The organism is Streptomyces sp. NPDC052910 (assembly GCF_055585605.1).
In genome coordinates, this window is the sequence record NZ_JBVJJR010000001.1 from 275,217 (window position 1) to 294,105 (window position 18,889).

17 protein-coding genes are annotated in these 18,889 nt (G+C 72.5%); 4 read left to right on the plus strand and 13 right to left on the minus strand.

Annotation, left to right across the window (positions count from 1 at the left end; all coding sequences use genetic code 11):
* Positions 1-51: 51 nt before the first annotated feature.
* From ligA to ACZ6X9_RS01235, 3 genes are all read right to left on the minus strand, one after another.
* The gene (gene ligA, locus ACZ6X9_RS01225) at positions 52-2,199 is read right to left on the minus strand and encodes an NAD-dependent DNA ligase LigA (protein WP_469776608.1); all 2,148 of its coding nucleotides are present in this window, start codon (positions 2,197-2,199) and stop codon (positions 52-54) included.
* Positions 2,200-2,344: 145 nt separating this feature from the next.
* A complete protein-coding gene (locus ACZ6X9_RS01230; RefSeq protein WP_469775848.1) occupies positions 2,345-3,385 on the minus strand; it encodes a methionine synthase in 1,041 nt (346 codons plus the stop codon).
* A gap of 69 nt (positions 3,386-3,454) precedes the next feature.
* Positions 3,455-4,144, minus strand: coding sequence for an SDR family oxidoreductase (locus ACZ6X9_RS01235; protein ID WP_469775849.1), 690 nt, complete (start codon positions 4,142-4,144; stop codon positions 3,455-3,457).
* Positions 4,145-4,585: 441 nt separating this feature from the next.
* Here ACZ6X9_RS01235 and ACZ6X9_RS01240 point away from each other — a divergent pair, with 441 nt between their 5' ends.
* Entirely contained in the window at positions 4,586-5,257 is a 672-nt protein-coding gene (locus tag ACZ6X9_RS01240; protein WP_469776609.1) for a response regulator, read from the plus strand.
* Positions 5,254-6,462 carry a sensor histidine kinase gene (locus ACZ6X9_RS01245; RefSeq protein WP_469775850.1) on the plus strand — a complete coding sequence of 403 codons (1,209 nt, stop codon included), beginning with the start codon at positions 5,254-5,256 and terminating at the stop codon, positions 6,460-6,462. Before ACZ6X9_RS01240 ends, ACZ6X9_RS01245 begins: the two co-directional genes overlap by 4 nt.
* A 295-nt stretch (positions 6,463-6,757) precedes the next feature.
* Here ACZ6X9_RS01245 and ACZ6X9_RS01250 read toward each other — a convergent pair whose 3' ends face one another.
* On the minus strand, positions 6,758-7,030 hold the full coding sequence (locus ACZ6X9_RS01250) for a hypothetical protein (RefSeq protein ID WP_469775851.1): 273 nt from the start codon (positions 7,028-7,030) through the stop codon (positions 6,758-6,760).
* On the opposite strand from ACZ6X9_RS01250, the gene ACZ6X9_RS01255 reads away from it, so the two are divergent.
* On the plus strand, positions 7,029-7,310 hold the full coding sequence (locus tag ACZ6X9_RS01255) for a hypothetical protein (RefSeq protein ID WP_469775852.1): 282 nt from the start codon (positions 7,029-7,031) through the stop codon (positions 7,308-7,310). The genes ACZ6X9_RS01250 and ACZ6X9_RS01255 overlap by 2 nt on opposite strands.
* A gap of 87 nt (positions 7,311-7,397) precedes the next feature.
* Here ACZ6X9_RS01255 and ACZ6X9_RS01260 read toward each other — a convergent pair whose 3' ends face one another.
* The 3 genes from ACZ6X9_RS01260 to ACZ6X9_RS01270 all read right to left on the minus strand — a co-directional run bounded on the left by ACZ6X9_RS01260 (position 7,398) and on the right by ACZ6X9_RS01270 (position 11,013).
* Entirely contained in the window at positions 7,398-7,895 is a 498-nt protein-coding gene (locus tag ACZ6X9_RS01260; protein WP_469775853.1) for a hypothetical protein, read from the minus strand.
* Between the two features lie 788 nt (positions 7,896-8,683).
* Positions 8,684-9,826: a tRNA 2-thiouridine(34) synthase MnmA gene (gene mnmA / locus ACZ6X9_RS01265; protein WP_469775854.1), complete on the minus strand. Its 1,143-nt coding sequence runs from the start codon at positions 9,824-9,826 to the stop codon at positions 8,684-8,686.
* Positions 9,827-9,843: 17 nt separating this feature from the next.
* On the minus strand, positions 9,844-11,013 hold the full coding sequence (locus tag ACZ6X9_RS01270) for a cysteine desulfurase family protein (RefSeq protein WP_469775855.1): 1,170 nt from the start codon (positions 11,011-11,013) through the stop codon (positions 9,844-9,846).
* 361 nt (positions 11,014-11,374) lie between these two features.
* Between ACZ6X9_RS01270 and ACZ6X9_RS01275 the strand changes: the two genes are divergently transcribed.
* Entirely contained in the window at positions 11,375-11,959 is a 585-nt protein-coding gene (locus tag ACZ6X9_RS01275) for a TIGR03086 family metal-binding protein (RefSeq protein ID WP_469775856.1), read from the plus strand.
* A gap of 33 nt (positions 11,960-11,992) precedes the next feature.
* On the opposite strand, the gene ACZ6X9_RS01280 is transcribed toward ACZ6X9_RS01275, so the two are convergent.
* From ACZ6X9_RS01280 to ACZ6X9_RS01305, 6 genes are all read right to left on the minus strand, one after another.
* The gene (locus ACZ6X9_RS01280) at positions 11,993-12,877 is read right to left on the minus strand and encodes a thioesterase family protein (protein ID WP_469775857.1); all 885 of its coding nucleotides are present in this window, start codon (positions 12,875-12,877) and stop codon (positions 11,993-11,995) included.
* A 23-nt stretch (positions 12,878-12,900) separates the two neighbouring features.
* The gene (locus ACZ6X9_RS01285; protein WP_469775858.1) at positions 12,901-13,608 is read right to left on the minus strand and encodes a trimeric intracellular cation channel family protein; all 708 of its coding nucleotides are present in this window, start codon (positions 13,606-13,608) and stop codon (positions 12,901-12,903) included.
* Between the two features lie 118 nt (positions 13,609-13,726).
* A complete protein-coding gene (locus tag ACZ6X9_RS01290) occupies positions 13,727-14,719 on the minus strand; it encodes an ABC transporter ATP-binding protein (RefSeq protein ID WP_469776610.1) in 993 nt (330 codons plus the stop codon).
* A 134-nt stretch (positions 14,720-14,853) separates the two neighbouring features.
* Complete coding sequence (locus ACZ6X9_RS01295; protein ID WP_469775859.1) at positions 14,854-15,954, minus strand: ABC transporter ATP-binding protein; 1,101 nt, start codon at positions 15,952-15,954, stop codon at positions 14,854-14,856.
* Positions 15,951-16,949, minus strand: a complete 999-nt coding sequence (locus ACZ6X9_RS01300; protein ID WP_469776611.1) for an ABC transporter permease — start codon at positions 16,947-16,949, stop codon at positions 15,951-15,953. Before ACZ6X9_RS01300 ends, ACZ6X9_RS01295 begins: the two co-directional genes overlap by 4 nt.
* Before the next feature lie 136 nt (positions 16,950-17,085).
* Positions 17,086-18,867, minus strand: a complete 1,782-nt coding sequence (locus tag ACZ6X9_RS01305) for an ABC transporter substrate-binding protein (RefSeq protein WP_469775860.1) — start codon at positions 18,865-18,867, stop codon at positions 17,086-17,088.
* Between the last annotated feature and the right edge of the window lie 22 nt (positions 18,868-18,889).

Sequence of the window (18,889 nt, forward strand, 5' to 3'; positions counted from 1 at the left end):
CGCGGCGTTCGGAAAGCGCTGTAGGGGTAATGCCCACTGGCCCTGCGGGCATTACTCCGCCGGGGTGGGCTCCTGTGGCACGGCGACGGCGCGCGCGGCGTCCGGTCCCTCGGCGAGCAGTACGGCGAAGCCGTCCTCCTCCAGGACGGGGACCTTGAGCTGCATGGCCTTGTCGTACTTGGAGCCCGGGTTGTCGCCGACGACCACGAAGTCGGTCTTCTTGGAGACGGATCCGGTCACCTTGGCGCCGCGGGTCTGGAGCGCCTCCTTGGCCTGGTCACGGGTGTGGGAGGCGAGGGTGCCGGTGACGACGACGGTGAGGCCGGCCAGCGGGCGGGGGCCTTCGTCGCCGCTCGTCTCCTCCTCCATCCGGACGCCGGCGGCCCGCCACTTCTCGATGATCTCGCGGTGCCAGTCCTCGGCGAACCACTCGCGGACGGCGGCGGCGATGGTGTCGGAGACGCCGTCGACGGCGGCCAGTTCCTCCTCCGTGGCGGCGGCGATCCGGTCGATCGAGCCGAACTCGCGGGCCAGCGCGGCGGCGGCGACCGGGCCCACGTGGCGGATGGAGAGGCCGTTGACGATCCGGGCGAGCGGCCGGGTCCTGGCCGCCTGGATGTTCTCCAGCATGGCCAGGGCGTTCTTCTTGGGCTCGCCCTTCTGGTTGGCGAAGAAGGTGACGACCTTCTCCTCACCGGTCTTGGGGTCGTGCTTGGGCAGGCCGGTGTCCGGGTCGCGGACGTAGGACTTGATGGGCAGCAGTTCCTCGATGGTCAGGTCGAAGAGGTCGCCCTCGTTGAGCAGCGGCGGAGTGGCCGGTTCCAGCGGCTGGGTGAGGGCCGAGGCGGCCACGTAGCCGAAGTTCTCGATGTCCAGGCACTCGCGGCCCGCGAGGTAGTAGATCCGCTCGCGGATCTGGCCGGGACAGGAGCGGGCGTTGGGGCAGCGGAGGTCGACGTCGCCCTCCTTCATGGGGCGCAGCGCCGTCCCGCACTCGGGGCACTCGGCCGGCATCACGAACTCGCGCTCGCTGCCGTCCCGGAGGTCGACGACGGGCCCGAGGATCTCGGGGATGACGTCGCCGGCCTTGCGGAGCACGACGGTGTCGCCGATGAGGACGCCCTTGGCCTTGACGACCTCCTGGTTGTGCAGGGTGGCGAACTCGACCTCGGAGCCGGCGACGGTGACGGGCTCGACGACGGCCTGCGGGGTGACGCGCCCGGTGCGGCCGACGCCGACGCGGATGTCGAGGAGCTTGGTGTTGACCTCCTCCGGCGGGTACTTCCAGGCGATGGCCCAGCGCGGGGCCCGCGCGGTGGAGCCCAGCCGCCCCTGGAGCGGCACCTCGTCCAGCTTGACGACGACGCCGTCGATCTCGTGCTCCATCGAGTGCCGCACCTTGGGCTGCCCGTAGTGCGCGATGAACTTCCGCACGCCGTCCAGCGAGTCCACCACCTCGGCGTGCGCGGCGGTGGGCAGGCCCCACTCGCGCAGCAGCTCGTAGGCGTGCGACTGGCAGTCGATGTCGAAGCCCTCACGGGCGCCGACACCGTGGACGACCATGTGCAGCGGGCGGGTCGCGGTGACCCGCGGGTCCTTCTGGCGCAGCGAGCCGGCCGCCGCGTTCCGCGGGTTGGCGAACGGCGGCTTGCCCGCCTCCACCAGGCGCGCGTTGAGCTCCTGGAACTTCTCCATCGGGAAGTAGACCTCGCCGCGCACCTCGACCAGGGCGGGGATCCGGTCCCCTTGGAGGCGGTGGGGGATCTCGGAGATGGTCTTGATGTTGGGCGTGATGTCCTCGCCGGTGCGGCCGTCGCCGCGGGTGGCGGCGCGGGTCAGCCGGCCGTGCTCGTAGGTCAGGTTGACGGCGAGGCCGTCCACCTTGAGCTCGCAGAGGAAGTGGTAGTCCGCGCCCTCGCCGACGTCCTTGGCGATGCGGTCGGCCCAGGCGGCCAGTTCCTCGTCGTCGAAGGCGTTGTCGAGGGAGAGCATGCGCTCGCGGTGCTCGACGGAGGTGAACTCCGTCTCGTACGAGCCGGCGACCTTCTGGGTGGGCGAGTCGGGGGTGCGGAGCTCGGGGTGCTCCTCCTCCAGGGCCTCCAGCTCGCGCAGCAGCCGGTCGAACTCGGCGTCGCTGACGACCGGCGCGTCCTTCACGTAGTAGCGGAAGCGGTGCTCCTCGATCTGCTCGGCGAGCAGGGCGTGCCGCTCCCGCGCCGCCGCGGGCGTCGACGCCTCCGCCGTGAGCCGCTCGCTCGCCCCGCCGTCTCCGCCGTGCCCGCCGTGCTGTTCGACAGCCACCGTCTCGTCCTCCCGTTGTCCTCTGGTGCGCCCTCCGGCGCCGTCACTCAGGGTTGTCCACGAGTGATCGTGCCGCCCGGACGCAGTGGGTGAGGGCCGCGCGGGCGTGGGCGGGCGAGGCGCCCGCCATCCCGCACGCCGGGGAGACCACCACGGACTCGGCGAGAGTCGCAGGTGACAGCCCCAGTCTGCGCCACAGCGTCCTGACTCCCATGACGCTACCGGCAGGGTCGGACAATGGGCCGTCCACGCCGGGCACGACGCCGGCGAAGAGCGTCGTGCCGGCCTCCGCGGCCTCGCCGATCGCCTCGTCCTCACGCTCGGTGAGCAGCGAGAAGTCGAACGAGACGCCATCGGCCCCGGCGCGCCGGAGCAGCGCGAAGGGCACGCCGGGGGCGCACGAATGGACGACGAGGGGTGCTCCGGCGTCCCGCGCGACCGCCGCGATCTCCCGCAGCGCGCCCTCGACCACGGCCCGGTCGACCGCCCGGTGGGTCCGGTAACCGCTGGCCGTCCTGACCTGGCCGCGGAGCACGGCCGTCAGCGAGGGCTCGTCGAGCTGGAGGACGGGCGTCGCGCCCGGCACCCGGCGGCGCACCTCGGCGAGGTGGCCGCGCAGCCCCTCGGCGAGCGAGGCGGTGAGATCACGGCAGGCGCCCGGGTCGCCCAGCGCGGCCTCGCCGCCGCGCAGTTCCAGCGCCGCGGCGAGCGTCCAGGGGCCGACGGCCGAGACCTTGAGCGCCCCCTCGTACCCCTGGGTGAACTCCTCCAGGGCGTCCAGGTCCTCGCGCAGCCAGGAGCGTGCCCGGCGGGTGTCGCGGCCGGGCCGGTCGGAGATCCGCCAGCCGCTGGGCTCCACGTGGGCGAAGACCTCCACGAGGAGGCCGGCGGTCCGGCCGATCATGTCCGCGCCGGGACCGCGCGCCGGCAGTTCCGGCAGGTACGGAAGGGTCTCCAGGGACCCGGTGACGGTCTTCGCCGCCTCCCGGGCGTCCGTTCCCGGCATCGACCCGACACCGGTCGCGGCGCCGGGCCCCCAGGGGCGGTTCTCACGGGGCTCGCTGGTCTCGATCGTCTGGCTCACCCGGGAAGGGTACGAGACTCTCCCGGCCGGTCCGGGCACGCCCGTCCGGCCGGGAGCGCGTCCGGAGGGTCAGCGCCCCGGCCGTACCGTGATGTCGTGGATCTCCGCGTCACGGGGCAGGTCGATCGCGTGGAGCACCGTCGACGCCACGGAACCGGCCTCGATCCACCGCCCGGCGTCGTACTCCTTGCCTTCCTGCTGATGCACCTTCGCCTGCATGGCGGTGGCGGTCCGGCCCGGGTAGACGCTGGTCACCCGCACCCCATTGGCGTGCTCCTCGGCGCGCAGGGAGTCGGCGAGCGCCTTGAGCCCGTGCTTGCTGGCCGCGTAGGCGCTCCAGTTCGCGTGCGCGTTGAGGCCCGCACCGGAGTTGACGAAGACCACGTGGCCGTGGGACACCCGCAGTTGGGGCAGGAACAGCCGGGTGAGCTCCGCCGGTGCGACGAGGTTGACCGCGAGCGTGTTCGTCCACGTCCGCGTCGTCAGCTCGCCGACGCCACCGAGGTCCACGACGCCCGCCACGTGCAGCAGCGAGTCGACGCGCTCGGGAAGTGTCTGGTGGTCCAGGGCCCAGGAGAGCCGGTCGGGATTGGAGAGGTCGCCGACGAGCGTACGGGCGCCGGGGAACCGGGCCGCCAGCTCCTTGGCCCGCCCCGCGTCGCGCGCGAACAGCCAGAGCTCGTCCCCGCGGGCGAGCAGCCGCTCGGCCAGTACCTCTCCGATGCCCGATCCGGCACCGGTGATCACATGAGTTGCCATGCGCCCAGCTTGCCCTACCGGCAGCCGGCGGACGCCGGTAGGCCGGAACCCCGGGGAAGCGCCTCCGTGAGGAGAGTTGAGCGCCCCGGCCGCGGCGACCCCCATCGGGGGCGGGGAAGCACCGTGGCCGGGGCGGGCCCGTTCCGGAGACGGCGGGGCCGTCCCACTGTCGGGACGGCCCCCGGAGCCGTACGTTCCCCCCTTGGCCCGTACGGCTCCCCGGCCGCGCTCCCCCGTTGGAACGCACGGCCGGCCGCCCGCCTCCGGAAAGTCCGGCTGATGCGGACCCCATCCCCCGCACTCATGGTGGCAAGCCGGAGGCACCCCCCGGTACCCGCCGACCGTCGGTTCCGTCCCCGCCGGTCGGCGGGTACCGGCGGGGTGCGAACGGCCGGGCGGTTGTTATATTTCCTGACCGGTATCCGCGCAGGAGTGGTGATAGTGATCCGCGTCATGGTCGTCGACGACGAGAAGCTCCTGCGCGCGGGGATCCGCAGCATCCTGGAGGCGGAGCCGGACATCGAGGTCCCGGTGGCCTGCGAGGGCGTACGCGCCGTCGCACTCGCGGCCGAGCACCGGCCCGACGTCGTCCTGCTGGACATCCGGATGCCCGAGGTGGACGGCCTCTCGGTGCTCGGTTCGCTGCTGGCGCTGCCGGAGCCGCCCGTGGTGGCGATGCTCACCACGTTCTCCGGCGACGAGCACATCGCCCCCGCCCTGCGTGCCGGCGCCGCCGGGTTCCTGGTGAAGGACACCGTCCCCGACGAACTGGCCAGCGCCGTCCGCATCCTGGCGTCCGGTGGGACCGTCCTGTCGCCCGCGGTCGCCGACAGCGTGGTCCACGGCTACCTGCGCGCCGGCGGCGGCGCCCCGCCCGCCCGGCTCGCCTCCCTCACCGAGCGCGAACGCGCGGTGCTGACGCTGCTGGCCCGAGGGAAGTCCAACGCCGAGATCGGCGCCGCCCTGCTGATGGGCGCCGCCACCGCCAAGGACCACGTCAGCGCGATCCTCGCCAAGCTCGGCGCGGCCAACCGCGTGCAGGCGGCGGTGCTCGCCCACCACCACGGGCTGGTCCGCCTCGACGGGGAGCCGGACGCGGCCGGTCCCGCGTGAGGCTCCCGCGGTTCACCTCCGGGACCGAGCGCTCGGCGGCACGGAAGGGTTTCCTCCGCGACCTGATCCTGCTCCCCGTGGCGGCGGCCGAGACCGCGGCCATGTACCCCGTGACCGGGCCGGCGGAGACCGCCCTCTACGCCGTGACCGTCGCCGCCCTCTTCGTCCGGCGCCGCCACCCCGTCCCCGTCCTCGCCGTCGCGCTCCCCGTCACCTTCGGCGGCCATCTGCTGATCGCCCCCATGGTGGCGATGTACCAGGCCTCGCGCTCCCTGGAGCGGCGGCGGGCGGTCTACGGCTGGGCCCTGGCGTTCTTCCTCACCGCGCTCGGCCCCTGGTGGCCGTCGGTGCTCGGAGCCTGGCACAGCCGGGACGACGCGCTGCTGTTCGGCGTCCTCTCCTCCGCCCTGATGACGGCCGGCCCGACGGCCATGGGCCAGCTCAGCCGCGCCCGCCGGCAACTGGCCGACCACATCGAGGAGTTGTCCCGGGCCCACCGGCGCGAGGCGGAACTGATCGCCGAACGCGCGGTCGTCGCCGAACGGGCCCGGCTGGCACGCGAGATGCACGACGTGGTCTCGTACCAGGTCAGCCTGATGACCGTACAGGCCGGCGCCCTGGAACGGACCGCGGAGGAACCGGCCGCGCGCGAGACCGCCTCCGTGATCCGCGGCCTGGGCGCCACCGCCCTGCGCGAACTCCGGGGCCTCCTCGGCGTCCTGCGCTCGACGCCCGGCGACACGGCGCTCCGGCCGCGGCTCGGCGCACTGCCGGACCTGGTCCGGGGCAGCGGCCTCGACGCCCGCCTGGAGGCCGACCTCCCCGCGCTCGACGCCCGGGTCTGGCCCGGGCCGGTGGAGGAAGCCGCCTACCGCACGGTCCAGGAAGCCCTGACCAACGTGCGGAAGCACGCGCCGGACGCGTCCGTCACGGTGGCCGTGACCACCAAGGACGGCACCGGACCCTCCGCCCTCGTGGTCGAGGTGACCAACACGGCCGCCACCCCCTCCCCCGGCGCCCCCTCCCCCGGCTCCCCCGGCGCCCTCCCGGACCCGGCCCTGCCCTCGGGCGGACACGGCCTGACGGGCCTGCGCGAGCGCGCCGAGCAGCTCGGCGGGGAGTTCACGGCGGGGCCGGTGCGCGGCGGCTTCCGGGTACGGGCGGTCCTCCCGTCCACACCGACACCACCACTGCCCGCACCCTGACACCCCTCTCCCCGGCGCCCTTCCCCGCCGCCCGACATGCCCGCTATCCCGGGGTTTACCGGCCTTTTCCAGCCACGCCGGTTCCGTTTCGTCACCGGTTTCATCCCGCCCTTGTCACAGAAGGCGCAGGGATTTCTGAGCTTGTAAAGATCTGGTTAGTCTGGCGTGCGCTCGTCAAAAGAACGGGCAAAAAAGCCTGACAACGGGGGAGTTCCGAACCAGTGAAGTTTCGCCATGTCCGCGCAGCGGCCGTCTTCGGCGTCTGCGTCGTCGCACTGACCGGTGCCAGGGGCCATCACGGCGGTAGCTGCGGAGGGAGCGGTTCCAGCCACCACAGCAGTAGTAGCAGCAGCAGCTCGTCGTCCGGTGGCAGCACGTCCACTTCCGGCGGCGACTCGTCGGGCGGCACGTTCGGCGGCACCACGTCCAGCGGCTCCGACTCCACGTCGGGCGGCTTCAGTACCGGCTCGACGACCAGCGGGACGACGACCTCCGGCGACTCGTCCGGCGGCGGCTCGTCGATCCTGGGCTCGTCCGGCCGCAGCCGCGGCAGCTCGAACGACGCCATGCGGGACATCAGGATCGATAGCTGCACCTACAGCGGCTCGACGGGGATCACCGCCAAGATCACCGCCACCAACAGCAGCACGTCGCAGACCAACGACTACTCGCTCACCGTGAAGTTCACGACCCCGGAGGGCGACACCCGCACCCGCTTCACCTCGATCATGTCCGTCGCGCCGAACGGCAACCGCACGGCCGACGTCTCCACGATCTACATCGCCAAGCCCGGCTCCACGGGCACCTTCCGCTGCTCGGTGACGAACGTTTCCCGTACGTCCCGCTGAGGCCGAACACACTCGACCGCCGGCCGGCGACCGGCGGTCGAGCCCGCGGGAACGGGCGTCGGGAAGAAGCCGCACGGGCCGCCCGGTTCACGCCGTCCGGGATACGGCCTGTTCGAGAAGTCGGTGCATGACCTGGGGGTGGCGGCTCTCGACGGTGGCCCATCGGGCGCGTGCCGCGTCGTCGTGCAGTCGGACGAAGCAGGCCAACAGCAGTGTGCTGCGCCGGCGTTGGAAGAGCAGTTCGGCGTGGAGTCCGAGGGGGGAGGCGGCGGCGAGGAGGGCGGCGTCCGGGGTGCTGTGGTCCACCCGCCAGCCGAGTACGTGTCCGTCGGACGGGGCTGCGGCGAGGGCGAGGCCGAGCGACGTCCAGCCCTGGGTGAGGGCCTGCCGCATGCCGGCGTCCGCGTCTTCCAGGACGGCGCGCGCCCATTGCCCGGCCGTGCGGTCCGGCGCCGGGTCGGGGTCGGCGAGCACGGCGTTCTCGTAGTCGATCCTCGGCAGTGTGCTGAGCGCGTGGGCGGCAGGCGGCACGGGGACGTGGCGCACTCTGTCCGGAATGCGGGGACCGGACGTGGAATCGACCATCGTCACTCCTCATGGTGGCGTCGAACCGTCGGACAGGACAGGGCAGGGCAGGGCTGCGGTGCGGTGCGGTGCGCCGGCGCGGCAGAAGGAAGTGGAGCTCGCGGGGCCTGGCCTCGGTCGGGGTCGCTGATGCCGTCGGGCGACGCGGCCGCGTCACGGCCGTCCGCGGACGCCGCGAGAAGGCCGCTTCGGGCGCGTACGCGCCGGGCGGTGGCGGCGGCATCGCCGTCCGGGGCGACCCGGGCCCCGCCGGGCATGAACCCGGCTGACGCCGCGCCGTGTCGGCGACTTTGTGGGGTTCGCGCACGAACATCCCGAGTCGACCCGAGAGGTTCAGGGACGGGGTGGTGGAAGGCAACGAGACCGAACGGCATGAGGGCGCCCTCCCCACGGTTATACGTTGCCGTACAACCCGAGGCTAGGACGTTATACGGTTCCGTACAACCGGGCCGACAGGGTGACGTGGGCCACAGAGGGGCGCGTTGCGCACACCGCGCGAGAAGTGGATCGAGGCGGGGCTGGAGGCCCTGGCCTCAGGCGGGGTGGACTCGGTGCGGATCGAGGCGCTCGCCAAGGCGATGGGGACCAAGGACGGCTTCCACGGGTACTTCGCCGACCGCGAGGCACCGCTGACGGCGATGCCGGACGCCTCGGAGCGGGGAGAGCGTCGACGACGTCATCGCCCGGGTCGAATGCGAGGGCGGCGACGTACGGGACGGAGTCCACCGGTCCGTGCGGGGCCTGTCGTGGCGCGGGCCGCCGCGGGGAAGGCGGCGCCCGGCCCGGCCTCAGACCGCGACGGCCCGCTTCGTCGTGGCGATCGTCGCCGAGCCGACCACGCGGGTGCCGTCGTAGAGGACGATCGCCTGGCCGGGGGCGACGCCCCGGACGGGGGTGGTGAAGGTGACCTGGAGGACGTCGTCCACGAGCTCGGCCGTGACCGGGGTCTCGCCGCCGTGGGCGCGGAGCTGGGCGGTGTAGCCGGCGGGGCCGGTGGGGGCGACGCCGCACCAGCGGGGGCGGATGGCGGTGAGGGCGGTGACGTCCAGGGCTTCGGCGGGGCCGACGGTGACGGTGTTGTTCACCGGGGAGATGTCGAGGACGTAGCGCGGCTTGCCGTCCGGGGCGGGGTGGCCGAGGCGGAGTCCCTTGCGCTGGCCGATGGTGAAGCCGTAGGCGCCCTCGTGGGTGCCGACCTTGGCGCCGGTCTCGTCGACGATGTCGCCCTCGGAGGTGCCGAGGCGCTTCGCCAGGAAGCCGCGGGTGTCGCCGTCGGCGATGAAGCAGATGTCGTGGCTGTCCGGCTTCTTCGCGACGGCCAGGCCGCGGCGCTCGGCCTCGGCGCGGATCTCCTCCTTGGTGGTGATCGTGTCGCCCAGGGGGAACATCGCGTGCGCGAGCTGCCGCTCGTCCAGTACGCCGAGGACGTAGGACTGGTCCTTGGCCATGTCGCTGGCGCGGTGCAGCTCGCGGGTGCCGTCCTCGTTGAGTACGACCGTCGCGTAGTGGCCGGTGCAGACCGCGTCGAAGCCCAGGGCCAGCGCCTTGTCCAGCAGCGCCGCGAACTTGATCTTCTCGTTGCAGCGCAGGCAGGGGTTGGGCGTGCGGCCGGCCTCGTACTCGGCGACGAAGTCCTCGACGACGTCCTCGCGGAAGCGCTCGGCCAGGTCCCAGCAGTAGAAGGGGATGCCGATCACGTCGGCGGCGCGGCGGGCGTCGCGGGAGTCCTCGATGGTGCAGCAGCCGCGGGCGCCGGTGCGGAAGGACTGCGGGTTGGCCGACAGGGCCAGGTGCACGCCGGTCACCTCGTGGCCCGCTTCGACGGCGCGCGCCGCCGCGACGGCGGAGTCGACGCCGCCGGACATGGCGGCGAGGACGCGGAGGCGACGACCGTCGCGGGGGCCTGTGGGTGCACCGGGGAACTCAGTCATAACCCGTCCAGGGTAAGTCAGGACAGCCCGGCACTCCTGGCCCGTGCCACTGCGGGGCCGATGGCCTCCGTCACGGCCCGTACGTCCGCCTCGGTCGAGGTGTGGCCGAGGGAGAAGCGGAGGGTGCCCCGGGCCAGCTCCGGATCGGTGCCGGTGGCCAGGACGACGTGGCTGGGCTGGGCGACGCCCGCGGTGCAGGCGGAGCCGGTGGAGCACTCGATGCCCTGGGCGTCCAGCAGCAGCAGGAGCGAGTCGCCCTCGCAGCCGGGGAACGAGAAGTGGGCGTTGGCCGGGAGCCGGCCCGCCGGGTCCGGGTCGCCGCCGAGTACCGCGTCCGGGACGGCCGCCAGGACGCCCGCGACCAGGCGGTCCCGCAGGGCGCCGATCTCCCGCGCGAACGTCTCCCGGCGCTCGGCGGCCAGCGTGCCGGCGACCGCGAACGCGGCGATGGCGGGGACGTCCAGGGTGCCGGAGCGCACGTGCCGCTCCTGGCCGCCGCCGTGCAGCAGCGGGACGGGCGCCTGGCTGCGGCCGAGCAGCAGCGCACCGATCCCGTACGGCCCGCCGATCTTGTGGCCGCTGACGGTCATGGCGGCGAGCCCGGACGCGGCGAAGTCCACGTCGAGCTGGCCGACGGCCTGCACCGCGTCGGAGTGCATCGGGACGCCGAACTCGGCGGCGACGGCGGCCAGTTCACGTACCGGCTGGATGGTTCCGATCTCGTTGTTGGCCCACATGACGGTGACCAGCGCCACGTCGTCGGGGTCGCGGGCCAGCGCCTCGCGCAGCGCCTCGGGGCGCACCCTGCCGTGCGCGTCGACCGGCAGGTACTCGACGGTGGCGCCCTCGTGGGCGGCCAGCCAGTCGACGGCGTCGAGGACGGCGTGGTGCTCGACCGGGCTGGCGAGGACGCGGGTCCGCGCGGGGTCGGCGGCGCGCCGGGCCCAGTACAGGCCCTTGACGGCGAGGTTGTCCGCTTCCGTGCCGCCGGCGGTGAAGACGACCTCGCTGGGGCGGGCGCCGAGTGCGGCGGCGAGGGTCTCGCGGGCCTCCTCGACGGTGCGGCGCGCTCGGCGCCCTGCGGCGTGCAGCGACGAGGCGTTCCCGGTGGTGGCGAGCTGGGCGGTCATCGCCTCTGCCGCCTCCGGGAGCATCGGAGTGGTGGCTGCGTGGTCGAGGTAGGCCATGGTGGGACGATTCTACGAGTCGCGGGGGCGGGCGGTCCCCGGGCGGTGCGGCCTTGTTCGTCGGGGGTGCCCCCGGCCCCTTCGGCCGGCCCCTTTCCCTCCGCCGTTTCCTGCTGGGGCGCGCCCCCGGAACCGTGCCCCCCGCGGCTGCCCCCGGTCGTCGGACGGGCCGGGTGGGGCCGGGGTGGGCGGGCGAGCGGCCCACGCGCCGTTCGCCGACGCCGGACGGGCCGTATTCGGCCGACCGCCGACTCATATTGGCCGAAAATCACACGCCGGACGTGCTCCTTCAGCGGCAGGCTCGCTGTGCCGGGGGATCCGCCCCGGACCGCCGTCCGCACCGCACCGAGGAGAGCCGCCCGTGCCCGACACCGAGAACGTCCCCGACCCGCGCCCGCAGTTGCGCCGGGCCGTCGCCCAGTTGGCCGCCGTCGCCGCCGAGGTCCGGCCGGAGCGGCTGGACGCCCCGACCCCGTGCTCCGAGTACGACGTCCGGGGGCTGCTGGGCCACATCGTCGGCGCCGCCCACGCGCTGGCGGGCGTCGCCTCCAGCGGCGGCTTCCGGCCGAGCGGCCCGCCGCCCGTCCCGCGGGTGACGGACGACGGCTGGGGCGCCGCCGTCCGGGAGGCGGGCGACCGGCTCGCCGAGGCCTGGGACGACGAGACTCTGCTGACGGCCGTGTACGACGTGCCGTGGGGGAAGTCGCCCGGGTACGCCGTGGTGAGCTTCCTGGTGCTGGAGACCGTCACGCACACCTGGGATCTCAACCAGGCGCTCGGCCGGCCCGCCACCCTCGACCCGGAGCTGTCGGAACTCGCCCTCAAGGTGGCCGAGACGCTGCCGCCCGAGGGCAAGGAGGGCGCCTTCGGGGCCGCCCGGCCGGCTCCCGAGGGGGCCGACGTCCACACTCGGCTGGCGGCCCGCACCGGCCGGCCGCTGGACTGATCCGGCGCGGCTCCCCCGCGGCTCTTCCGAGGCTCAGCCCAGCATCCGCGCCAACTGCCGCGACTGCGCCACCAGCCGGTCCGCGCTGTCCCAGATCTCCGCGTCCTCCTCCAGGAAGCCCCCGGCGAGATTGCGGGTGACGACGGAGATCCGGAGCGGGCCGGGGGCGGGGCGGCGGCGGACGTGGACGGTGAGTTCCACCGTCGGGACCCAGCCGATGATCCCCAGGTCGAACGGGGTGGGCGGGAGCGCGTCGGCGGCCAGGAGGAGGGAGAACGGGTCCGGGTCGCGGCCGTCGGCGAAGTCGAACCAGCCGCGCATCTCGCCCCGGCCGGCGGGTCCGCCGGTGGCCCAGTTGGCGGTGGCGGGGTCGAGTGCGAGGTCAAGACGGGCGACGATCTCGGCGGCGCCGAAGCCCTCGCCGCCGCCGAGGTCGTCGCGGGAGAGGCAGTGCTCGCGCGGCGGCAGCTCCGGCGGCTTGGCGGTGGTGCGCACGTCGTCGGAGAGCGTGTCGAGGTCGCCGTAGGTGGCGAGGACGCGCAGCCGCTCGACCTCGGTGCCGTCGTCGGCGGTCTGGAAGAGGCTCGCCTGGCCGGTGGAGAGCGACCGGCGGGTGTGGGCGACGGCGCTGCGGACGACGGCCGGGCCCGGGCGGGTGGCGCTCAGGTAGTGGGCGGTGAGGGTGAACGGGTCGGGGTGCGGCAGGGTGTCCGCGAGGGCGCGGGCCGCGATGGCGAGGAGGTAGCCGCCGTTGGCCGCGCCGAAGAGCGTCCAGCCCTGGTGGATGCGGACGTCGTGTTCGGCGGTGTCGCCCGCCGGAACACCCGGGACGCCCGGAGCGCTCGGGCCGTCCGGGACGCGCGGCGTGATCGCGGTGTCCCGGTCGAACTCGCTGTTGCCGATGCTTGCCAGTGCCATGCGGGCACCGTACTACCGGTAGGTTACCGGCGGGTAGCCTTACGTTGTGTGAGGTGCGGCCCGACCCCGGGCTGGAGCTCCTCCGCCGCCGCGCTCCGCCGGTGCCAGGCGCGCGGGGCGCGCCAGTGGAAGCGCATGGAGAGCAGCCGCAGCCCGCAGCCGACGACGACCGGGATCGCGTTGGTGGGGCCGTGCAGCACGCCGTACTTCAGCATCAGGACGGCCGTCGTGGCGCCGGCCATGGCGGGGACCGCGTACAGGTCGCGGTCCCAGCGCAGCAGCGACGGGACCTCGTGGGCGAGGACGTCGCGCAGGACGCCGCCGCCCACGGCGGTGGCCAGCCCGAGGGTGGCGGACTGGGTGAGGCCGAGCCCGTGCCCGTACGCCTTGACGGTGCCGGTGACACAGAAGAGGCCGAGCCCGGCGGCGTCGAAGACGTTCACCGCGCTGGTGATCCGTTCCACCTCGGGGTGCAGGAAGAAGACGATGAGCGTGGCGATCAGCGGGGTGAGGAAGTAGCCGAGGTCGCTGAAGGCGGCGGGCGGCACGGCACCGATGACCAGGTCGCGGAAGAGACCTCCGCCCAGTGCCGTGACCTCCGCCAGCACGGCCATGCCGAAGACGTCGAAGTTCTTGCGGACGCCGAGCAGCGCGCCGGAGATCGCGAAGACGAAGATCCCGACGATGTCCAGCCAGTGCTGGACGGAGGGGGTGAACAGATCGGTGAGCACGCGACATTCTTACCGGTCGGCCGGGTGTCCCCCTTGTCCCGCCCTGGGAGGGTTCCTCGGCCCGCCCGGGGCGGGCCTCCCCGAGCGGGTCCCCGGAGGACCCCCGACGCCCCTCCGCTCAGGCCGCGGTCTCCCCCGCCTCCGCCACGGACTCCGGGTGGTGGCAGGCCACCTGGTGCCCGGGCCGCAGCGCGGTCAGCACCGGTTCCCGCTGCCGGCAGACGTCCGTCGCCTTCCAGCAGCGGGTGTGGAAGCGGCAGCCGGACGGCGGCGAGATCGGCGACGGCACGTCGCCCTTGAGCAGGATGCGCTCCCGCTTGGCCCGCCGCCCGGGGTCGGGCACCGGCACGGCGGAGAGCAGGGCCTTGGTGTACGGATGCATGGGCGTGCCGTAGAGCGACCGGCGGTCGGTGAGCTCCACGATCTTGCCCAGGTACATCACCGCGATCCGGTCCGACACGTGCCGGATCACCGACAGGTCGTGGGCGATGATGATGTACGTCAGCCCGAGCTCGTCCTGGAGGTCGTCGAGCAGGTTGACGACCTGGGCCTGGATCGAGACGTCGAGCGCGGAGACCGGCTCGTCGGCGATGACCAGCTTCGGCTTGAGCGCCAGCGCGCGGGCGATGCCGATGCGCTGCCGCTGACCGCCGGAGAACTCGTGCGGGTAGCGGTTGTAGTGCTCGGGGTTGAGGCCCACCAGCCCCAGCAGCCGCTGCACCTCCTTCTTCACCCCGCCTTCCGGGGTGATGCCCTGGAGCCGGAAGGGCGCGCCGACGATGGTGCCGACGGTGTGCCGGGGGTTCAGCGAGGAGTACGGGTCCTGGAAGATCATCTGGATGTCCCGGCGCATCGGGCGCATCCCGGCCACCCCCAGGTGGGTGATGTCCCGGCCCTCGAACTCCACGGTCCCGCCGGTCGGTTCGAGCAGCCGGGTGACCAGCCGGCCCATGGTGGACTTGCCGCAGCCGGACTCGCCCACGACGCCGAGGGTCTCGCCGGGACGGACGTCGAAGCTGACACCGTCCACGGCGTGCACGGCACCGGCCTGGCGGCGCAGCAGCCCCTTGGTGATCGGGAAGTGTTTGACCAGGTTCTCCACCCGCAGCAGGGGGCGGGCGTCGGCGTCCGGGAGGGCGGACGGCGTCTCCTTGGCGAGCGGGACCGGCTTCTCCGGCGCTGCCGCGGCGGCGGGAACCGCGTCGTTGTCTTCGGGCACAGCGTCTTCAGGCACAGCTCGGTCCTTCACAGCTTGGGAGCGATCTCTTCGGTCCAGATCCGCGTCCGTTCCTCCTGCGTCATGTGGCAGGCGGCGACGTGGCCCCGGCTCTTCTCCCCCGTCACCGGGCGGAGTTCGGGCCGGACGGTCCGGGTGACCCCCTTCTCGGGGACGTCGGCGTACGGGCAGCGCGGACTGAAGGCGCAGCCCGGCGGCACGTTGATCAGGCTGGGCGGGGAGCCCTTGACCGGGATCAGCCGTTCGGTCTGCTCGCGGTCGATGCGCGGCATGGAGCCGAGCAGGCCCCAGGTGTAGGGGTGCTGGGGCTCGTGGAAGACCTGCTCGGCGGGGCCGCGTTCGACGCAGCGGCCGCCGTACATGACGAGGATGTCGTCGGCCAGTTCGGCGACCACGCCCAGGTCGTGGGTGATGATGACGACGGCGGAGCCGAACTCCTCCTGCAGGTCGCGGATGAGGTCGAGGATCTGTGCCTGGACGGTGACGTCCAGCGCCGTCGTCGGCTCGTCCGCGATGAGCAGGGCGGGGTTGTTGACCAGCGCCATGGCGATCATGGCGCGTTGCCGCATGCCGCCCGAGAACTGGTGCGGGTAGTCGTTCACCCGCTGGTCGGGCTGCGGGATGCCGACCCGGTCGAGGAGCTCGACGGCCCGCCTGCGGGCGGTCTTCTTGTCGGCGTCGTGGTGGATCCGGTACGCCTCGGCGATCTGCGCGCCGACGGTGAAGTAGGGGTGCATGGCGGACAGCGGATCCTGGAAGATCATCGCCATCTCCCGGCCGCGCAGCTTGCGGACCTCCTCCGGGTCGGCGGAGAGCAGCTCGCGGCCGTCGAGCCAGATCTCCCCGGAGATCCGGGGCTTGCGCCGCCCGTACTGGCCGACCGTGTGCAGCCCCATGATCCCGAGCGAGCTGACGGACTTGCCGGAGCCGGACTCGCCCACGATGCCCAGGGTGCGGCCCTTCTCCAGCTTGAAGGAGAGCCCGTCGACGGACTTGACCAGGCCGTCGTCGGTCGGGAAGTGGATGCGCAGGTCGCGGACGTCCAGGTAGGCGCGGGCGCCGTCCGGCTCCTCCACCGATTCGGTGACCGGCTCGGGGGTGGTGGTCATGAGAGCCTCACACGGGGGTCGATCACGGCGTAGAGCAGGTCCACCACGAGGTTGGCGAGGACGACCGCGGTGGCGGCGATCAGCACCACGCCGAGGATGATCGGCAGGTCGCGGTTGTTGATGGCGGTGACCGCGGCCTGGCCGAGCCCGGGCAGGTTGAAGGCGCTCTCGGTGAGGATCGCGCTGCCGACCAGGGCGCCGAGGTCCATGCCGAGGATGGTGGCGATGGGGGTCATGGTGGAGCGCATGGCGTGCTTGCCGATCACCACCCGTTCGGTGAGCCCCTTGGCGCGGGCGGTGCGGATGTAGTCCTCGCCGAGCACCTCCAGCATGGTGGCGCGGGTGAGCCGGGCGTACATCGCCGCGTAGAGGAAGGCGAGGGCGACCCAGGGCAGGATCAGCCCGCCGAACCACCCCGCCGGATCGTCGGCGAAGTCCACGTACTCGGACGAGGTCCAGCCGAGCTTGTACTTGAACAGCGCGAGCAGGAGCAGCGCGGTGAAGTAGATCGGCAGCGAGACGCCGGCCAGGGCGGTCATCATGGCCCCGCGGTCGATCTTGGAGCCGCGCTTCAGCGCGGAGACCGCGCCGGCCGTCACGCCCAGCAGCAGCCAGATGACGCAGGCGCCGCCGGCCAGCGAGAGGGTGGGGGCCAGCCGGTCGGTGAGGACCGGCCAGACCGCCTGCTCGGTACGGAAGGAGTAACCGAAGCAGGGGGCCGGGCAGTGGTCGGTGGTGCCGCCCCCGGTGTAGTCGCGGCCGGTGAACAGACCGCTGACGAAGTGCCAGAACTGGACGAGAACCGGATCGCTGAGCCCGAGCTTCTGCCGGATGCCTTCGATCGTCTCCGGGTCCGCCTGCTTGCCGACGTACATGGCGGCGGGATCGGCCCCGGTGAGCTTGGGGATGGTGAAGAAGATGAAGAAGGTCACCAGCGTGACCACGAGGAGCATCACGATGACGGCGAACAGCCGCCTGACGATGTAAGCGAACACTGCGGTCGGCCCGGCGGCGGCCCGGTGGAGGAGTCTCCACCGGACCGCCACGCTCGGCCCTCACCTGCCCTTCGGGCCTAGCGGCGGGAGCGCCGGAGGAGCGGACGGACGGCGGTCGGGTGCGGTCCGGGGACCGTCATCGGACGACGCCCAGGGAGGCGTAGTCGTACCGGCCGTTGAAGGCGTCCGTGGTGTAGACGTTGGTCAGCCGGGAGCTGCGCCAGATGATGTTCTTCTCGTAGGTGAAGGGCAGGTACCAGGCGCCCTCCATGACCTTCTTGTTCGCCTCCTGGTAGACCTTCCCCGCCTTCTGCGGGTCGGATTCGGCGATCGCCTGGTCCATGAGCCGGTTGACCTCGGGGTCGTTCAGCTCGGGGTAGTTCTGGTTGGCGGTGTCCAGGATGAACCGGCCGTCCACGATGGGCTGGAGGAAGCCCTGGCCGCTGGGGAAGTCCGCGCCCCAGCCGAAGACGATGATGCCGTAGTTCTTGTTCTTGACGTTCTTGGGGGCGCCGACGACGGTCGACGACTGGGCGCCGTCGTACTGGTCGATCTGCGTCTCGATGCCGATCTTCTTCAGGGACGCCTGGAGCGACTCGGCCGTCGCGATCTCCTGCGGCTTGTTGTTGCGGACCGCGATGGTGGTCTTGAAGCCGTCCGGCTTGCCGCAGGCCTTCAGCTCCTCCTTGGCCTTGACCGGGTCGGCCGCGCCCTGCTTGAGGTTGTACGGGTCGTAGGAGCCGTCGTGGCCGGTGACGGCCGGCGGGATCATGTTGAGGCCGATGTCACCACCCGCCTGGGGGCCGCCGCGGGCGGTCTGCAGCGAGGTGTGGTCGGCGCCGTAAATGACCGCCTTGCGGCAGTGCACGTTGTCGAAGGGCGCGACGGACTTGGGGAAGGCCGCGTACCGGATGAAGCCGGTCTGCGGGTTGTCCAGGTTCGCCTTGGCGGTCTGGAGCGCCTTCTGCCGGCCGGCCGAACCCATGCCGGTGGCGTTGAGGTCGAGGTCGTAGTTGCCCGCGATCAGGTCGCTGTCCATCGCGTCGGCGTTGGTGGTGAACTTGACCGAGATCTTGTCCGGCAGCGCCTTGCGGACCTTGTCGGAGTCCCTGTTCCACTTGTCGTTGCGGACGAGGACCATGTTCTTGTTGGGGTTGTACGACTCGAACTTGTACGGGCCGCTGGAGAACGGCCGCAGGTTGTACTTCTCCGCGGTGTCCTTGTCCTGCGGCACCGGGCTCGCGGCGGGCAGCGCCAGCATCTGGAGGAAGTCACCGTTGGGCTTGGCCAGCTTGAAGGTGATGGTCTTGGCGTTCGGCGTCTCGATCGCGGACAGGCCCAGCTTGTCCTTGCTGTCGTCCTTGTAGGGGCCCTTGTACTTCTTCTCCGGGTCCAGGACCTGCATCAGCCAGGTGGGGCCGCCGGAGATCTTGTCCTGCGCCCAGGTGCGCTCGATGCCGTACTTGATGTCCTGGGCGGTGATCGGCCTGCCGTCCTCCCAGGTGACCCCGTCCTTCAGGGTGAAGGTGTAGGTCTTCTTGTCGTCCGAGACCTTGCCCAGGTCGGTCGCCAGGTCCGGCACCAGCTCGGCGCTGGCGTGGCCCGGCTCCGGCTTGGAGGTCACGAGCGTACGGACGTAGTAGCGGGCGAAGTCCCAGGCGAAGCCGTAGTACATGCGCTGCGGGTCCCAGGAGTCGGACTCCTGGGTGGCGATGAACTTCAGCTCGCCGCCCTTCTTGTCGGACGCGCTGGCGACCTTCTCGACGCCCGCGTTGAAGCCGGCGCCCTTGCCGCCGCCTCCGCCGCCGTTGTCGTTCTTGCCGCTTCCGCCACCGCAGGCGGTGACTCCGACGAGGGCCGCGACCACCAGTGCCGCGCCCGCGGCCGTTCCGCGCCTTGATGTCCTGTGCGTTGCCAAGATGTCGCGACCTCCGTGATCG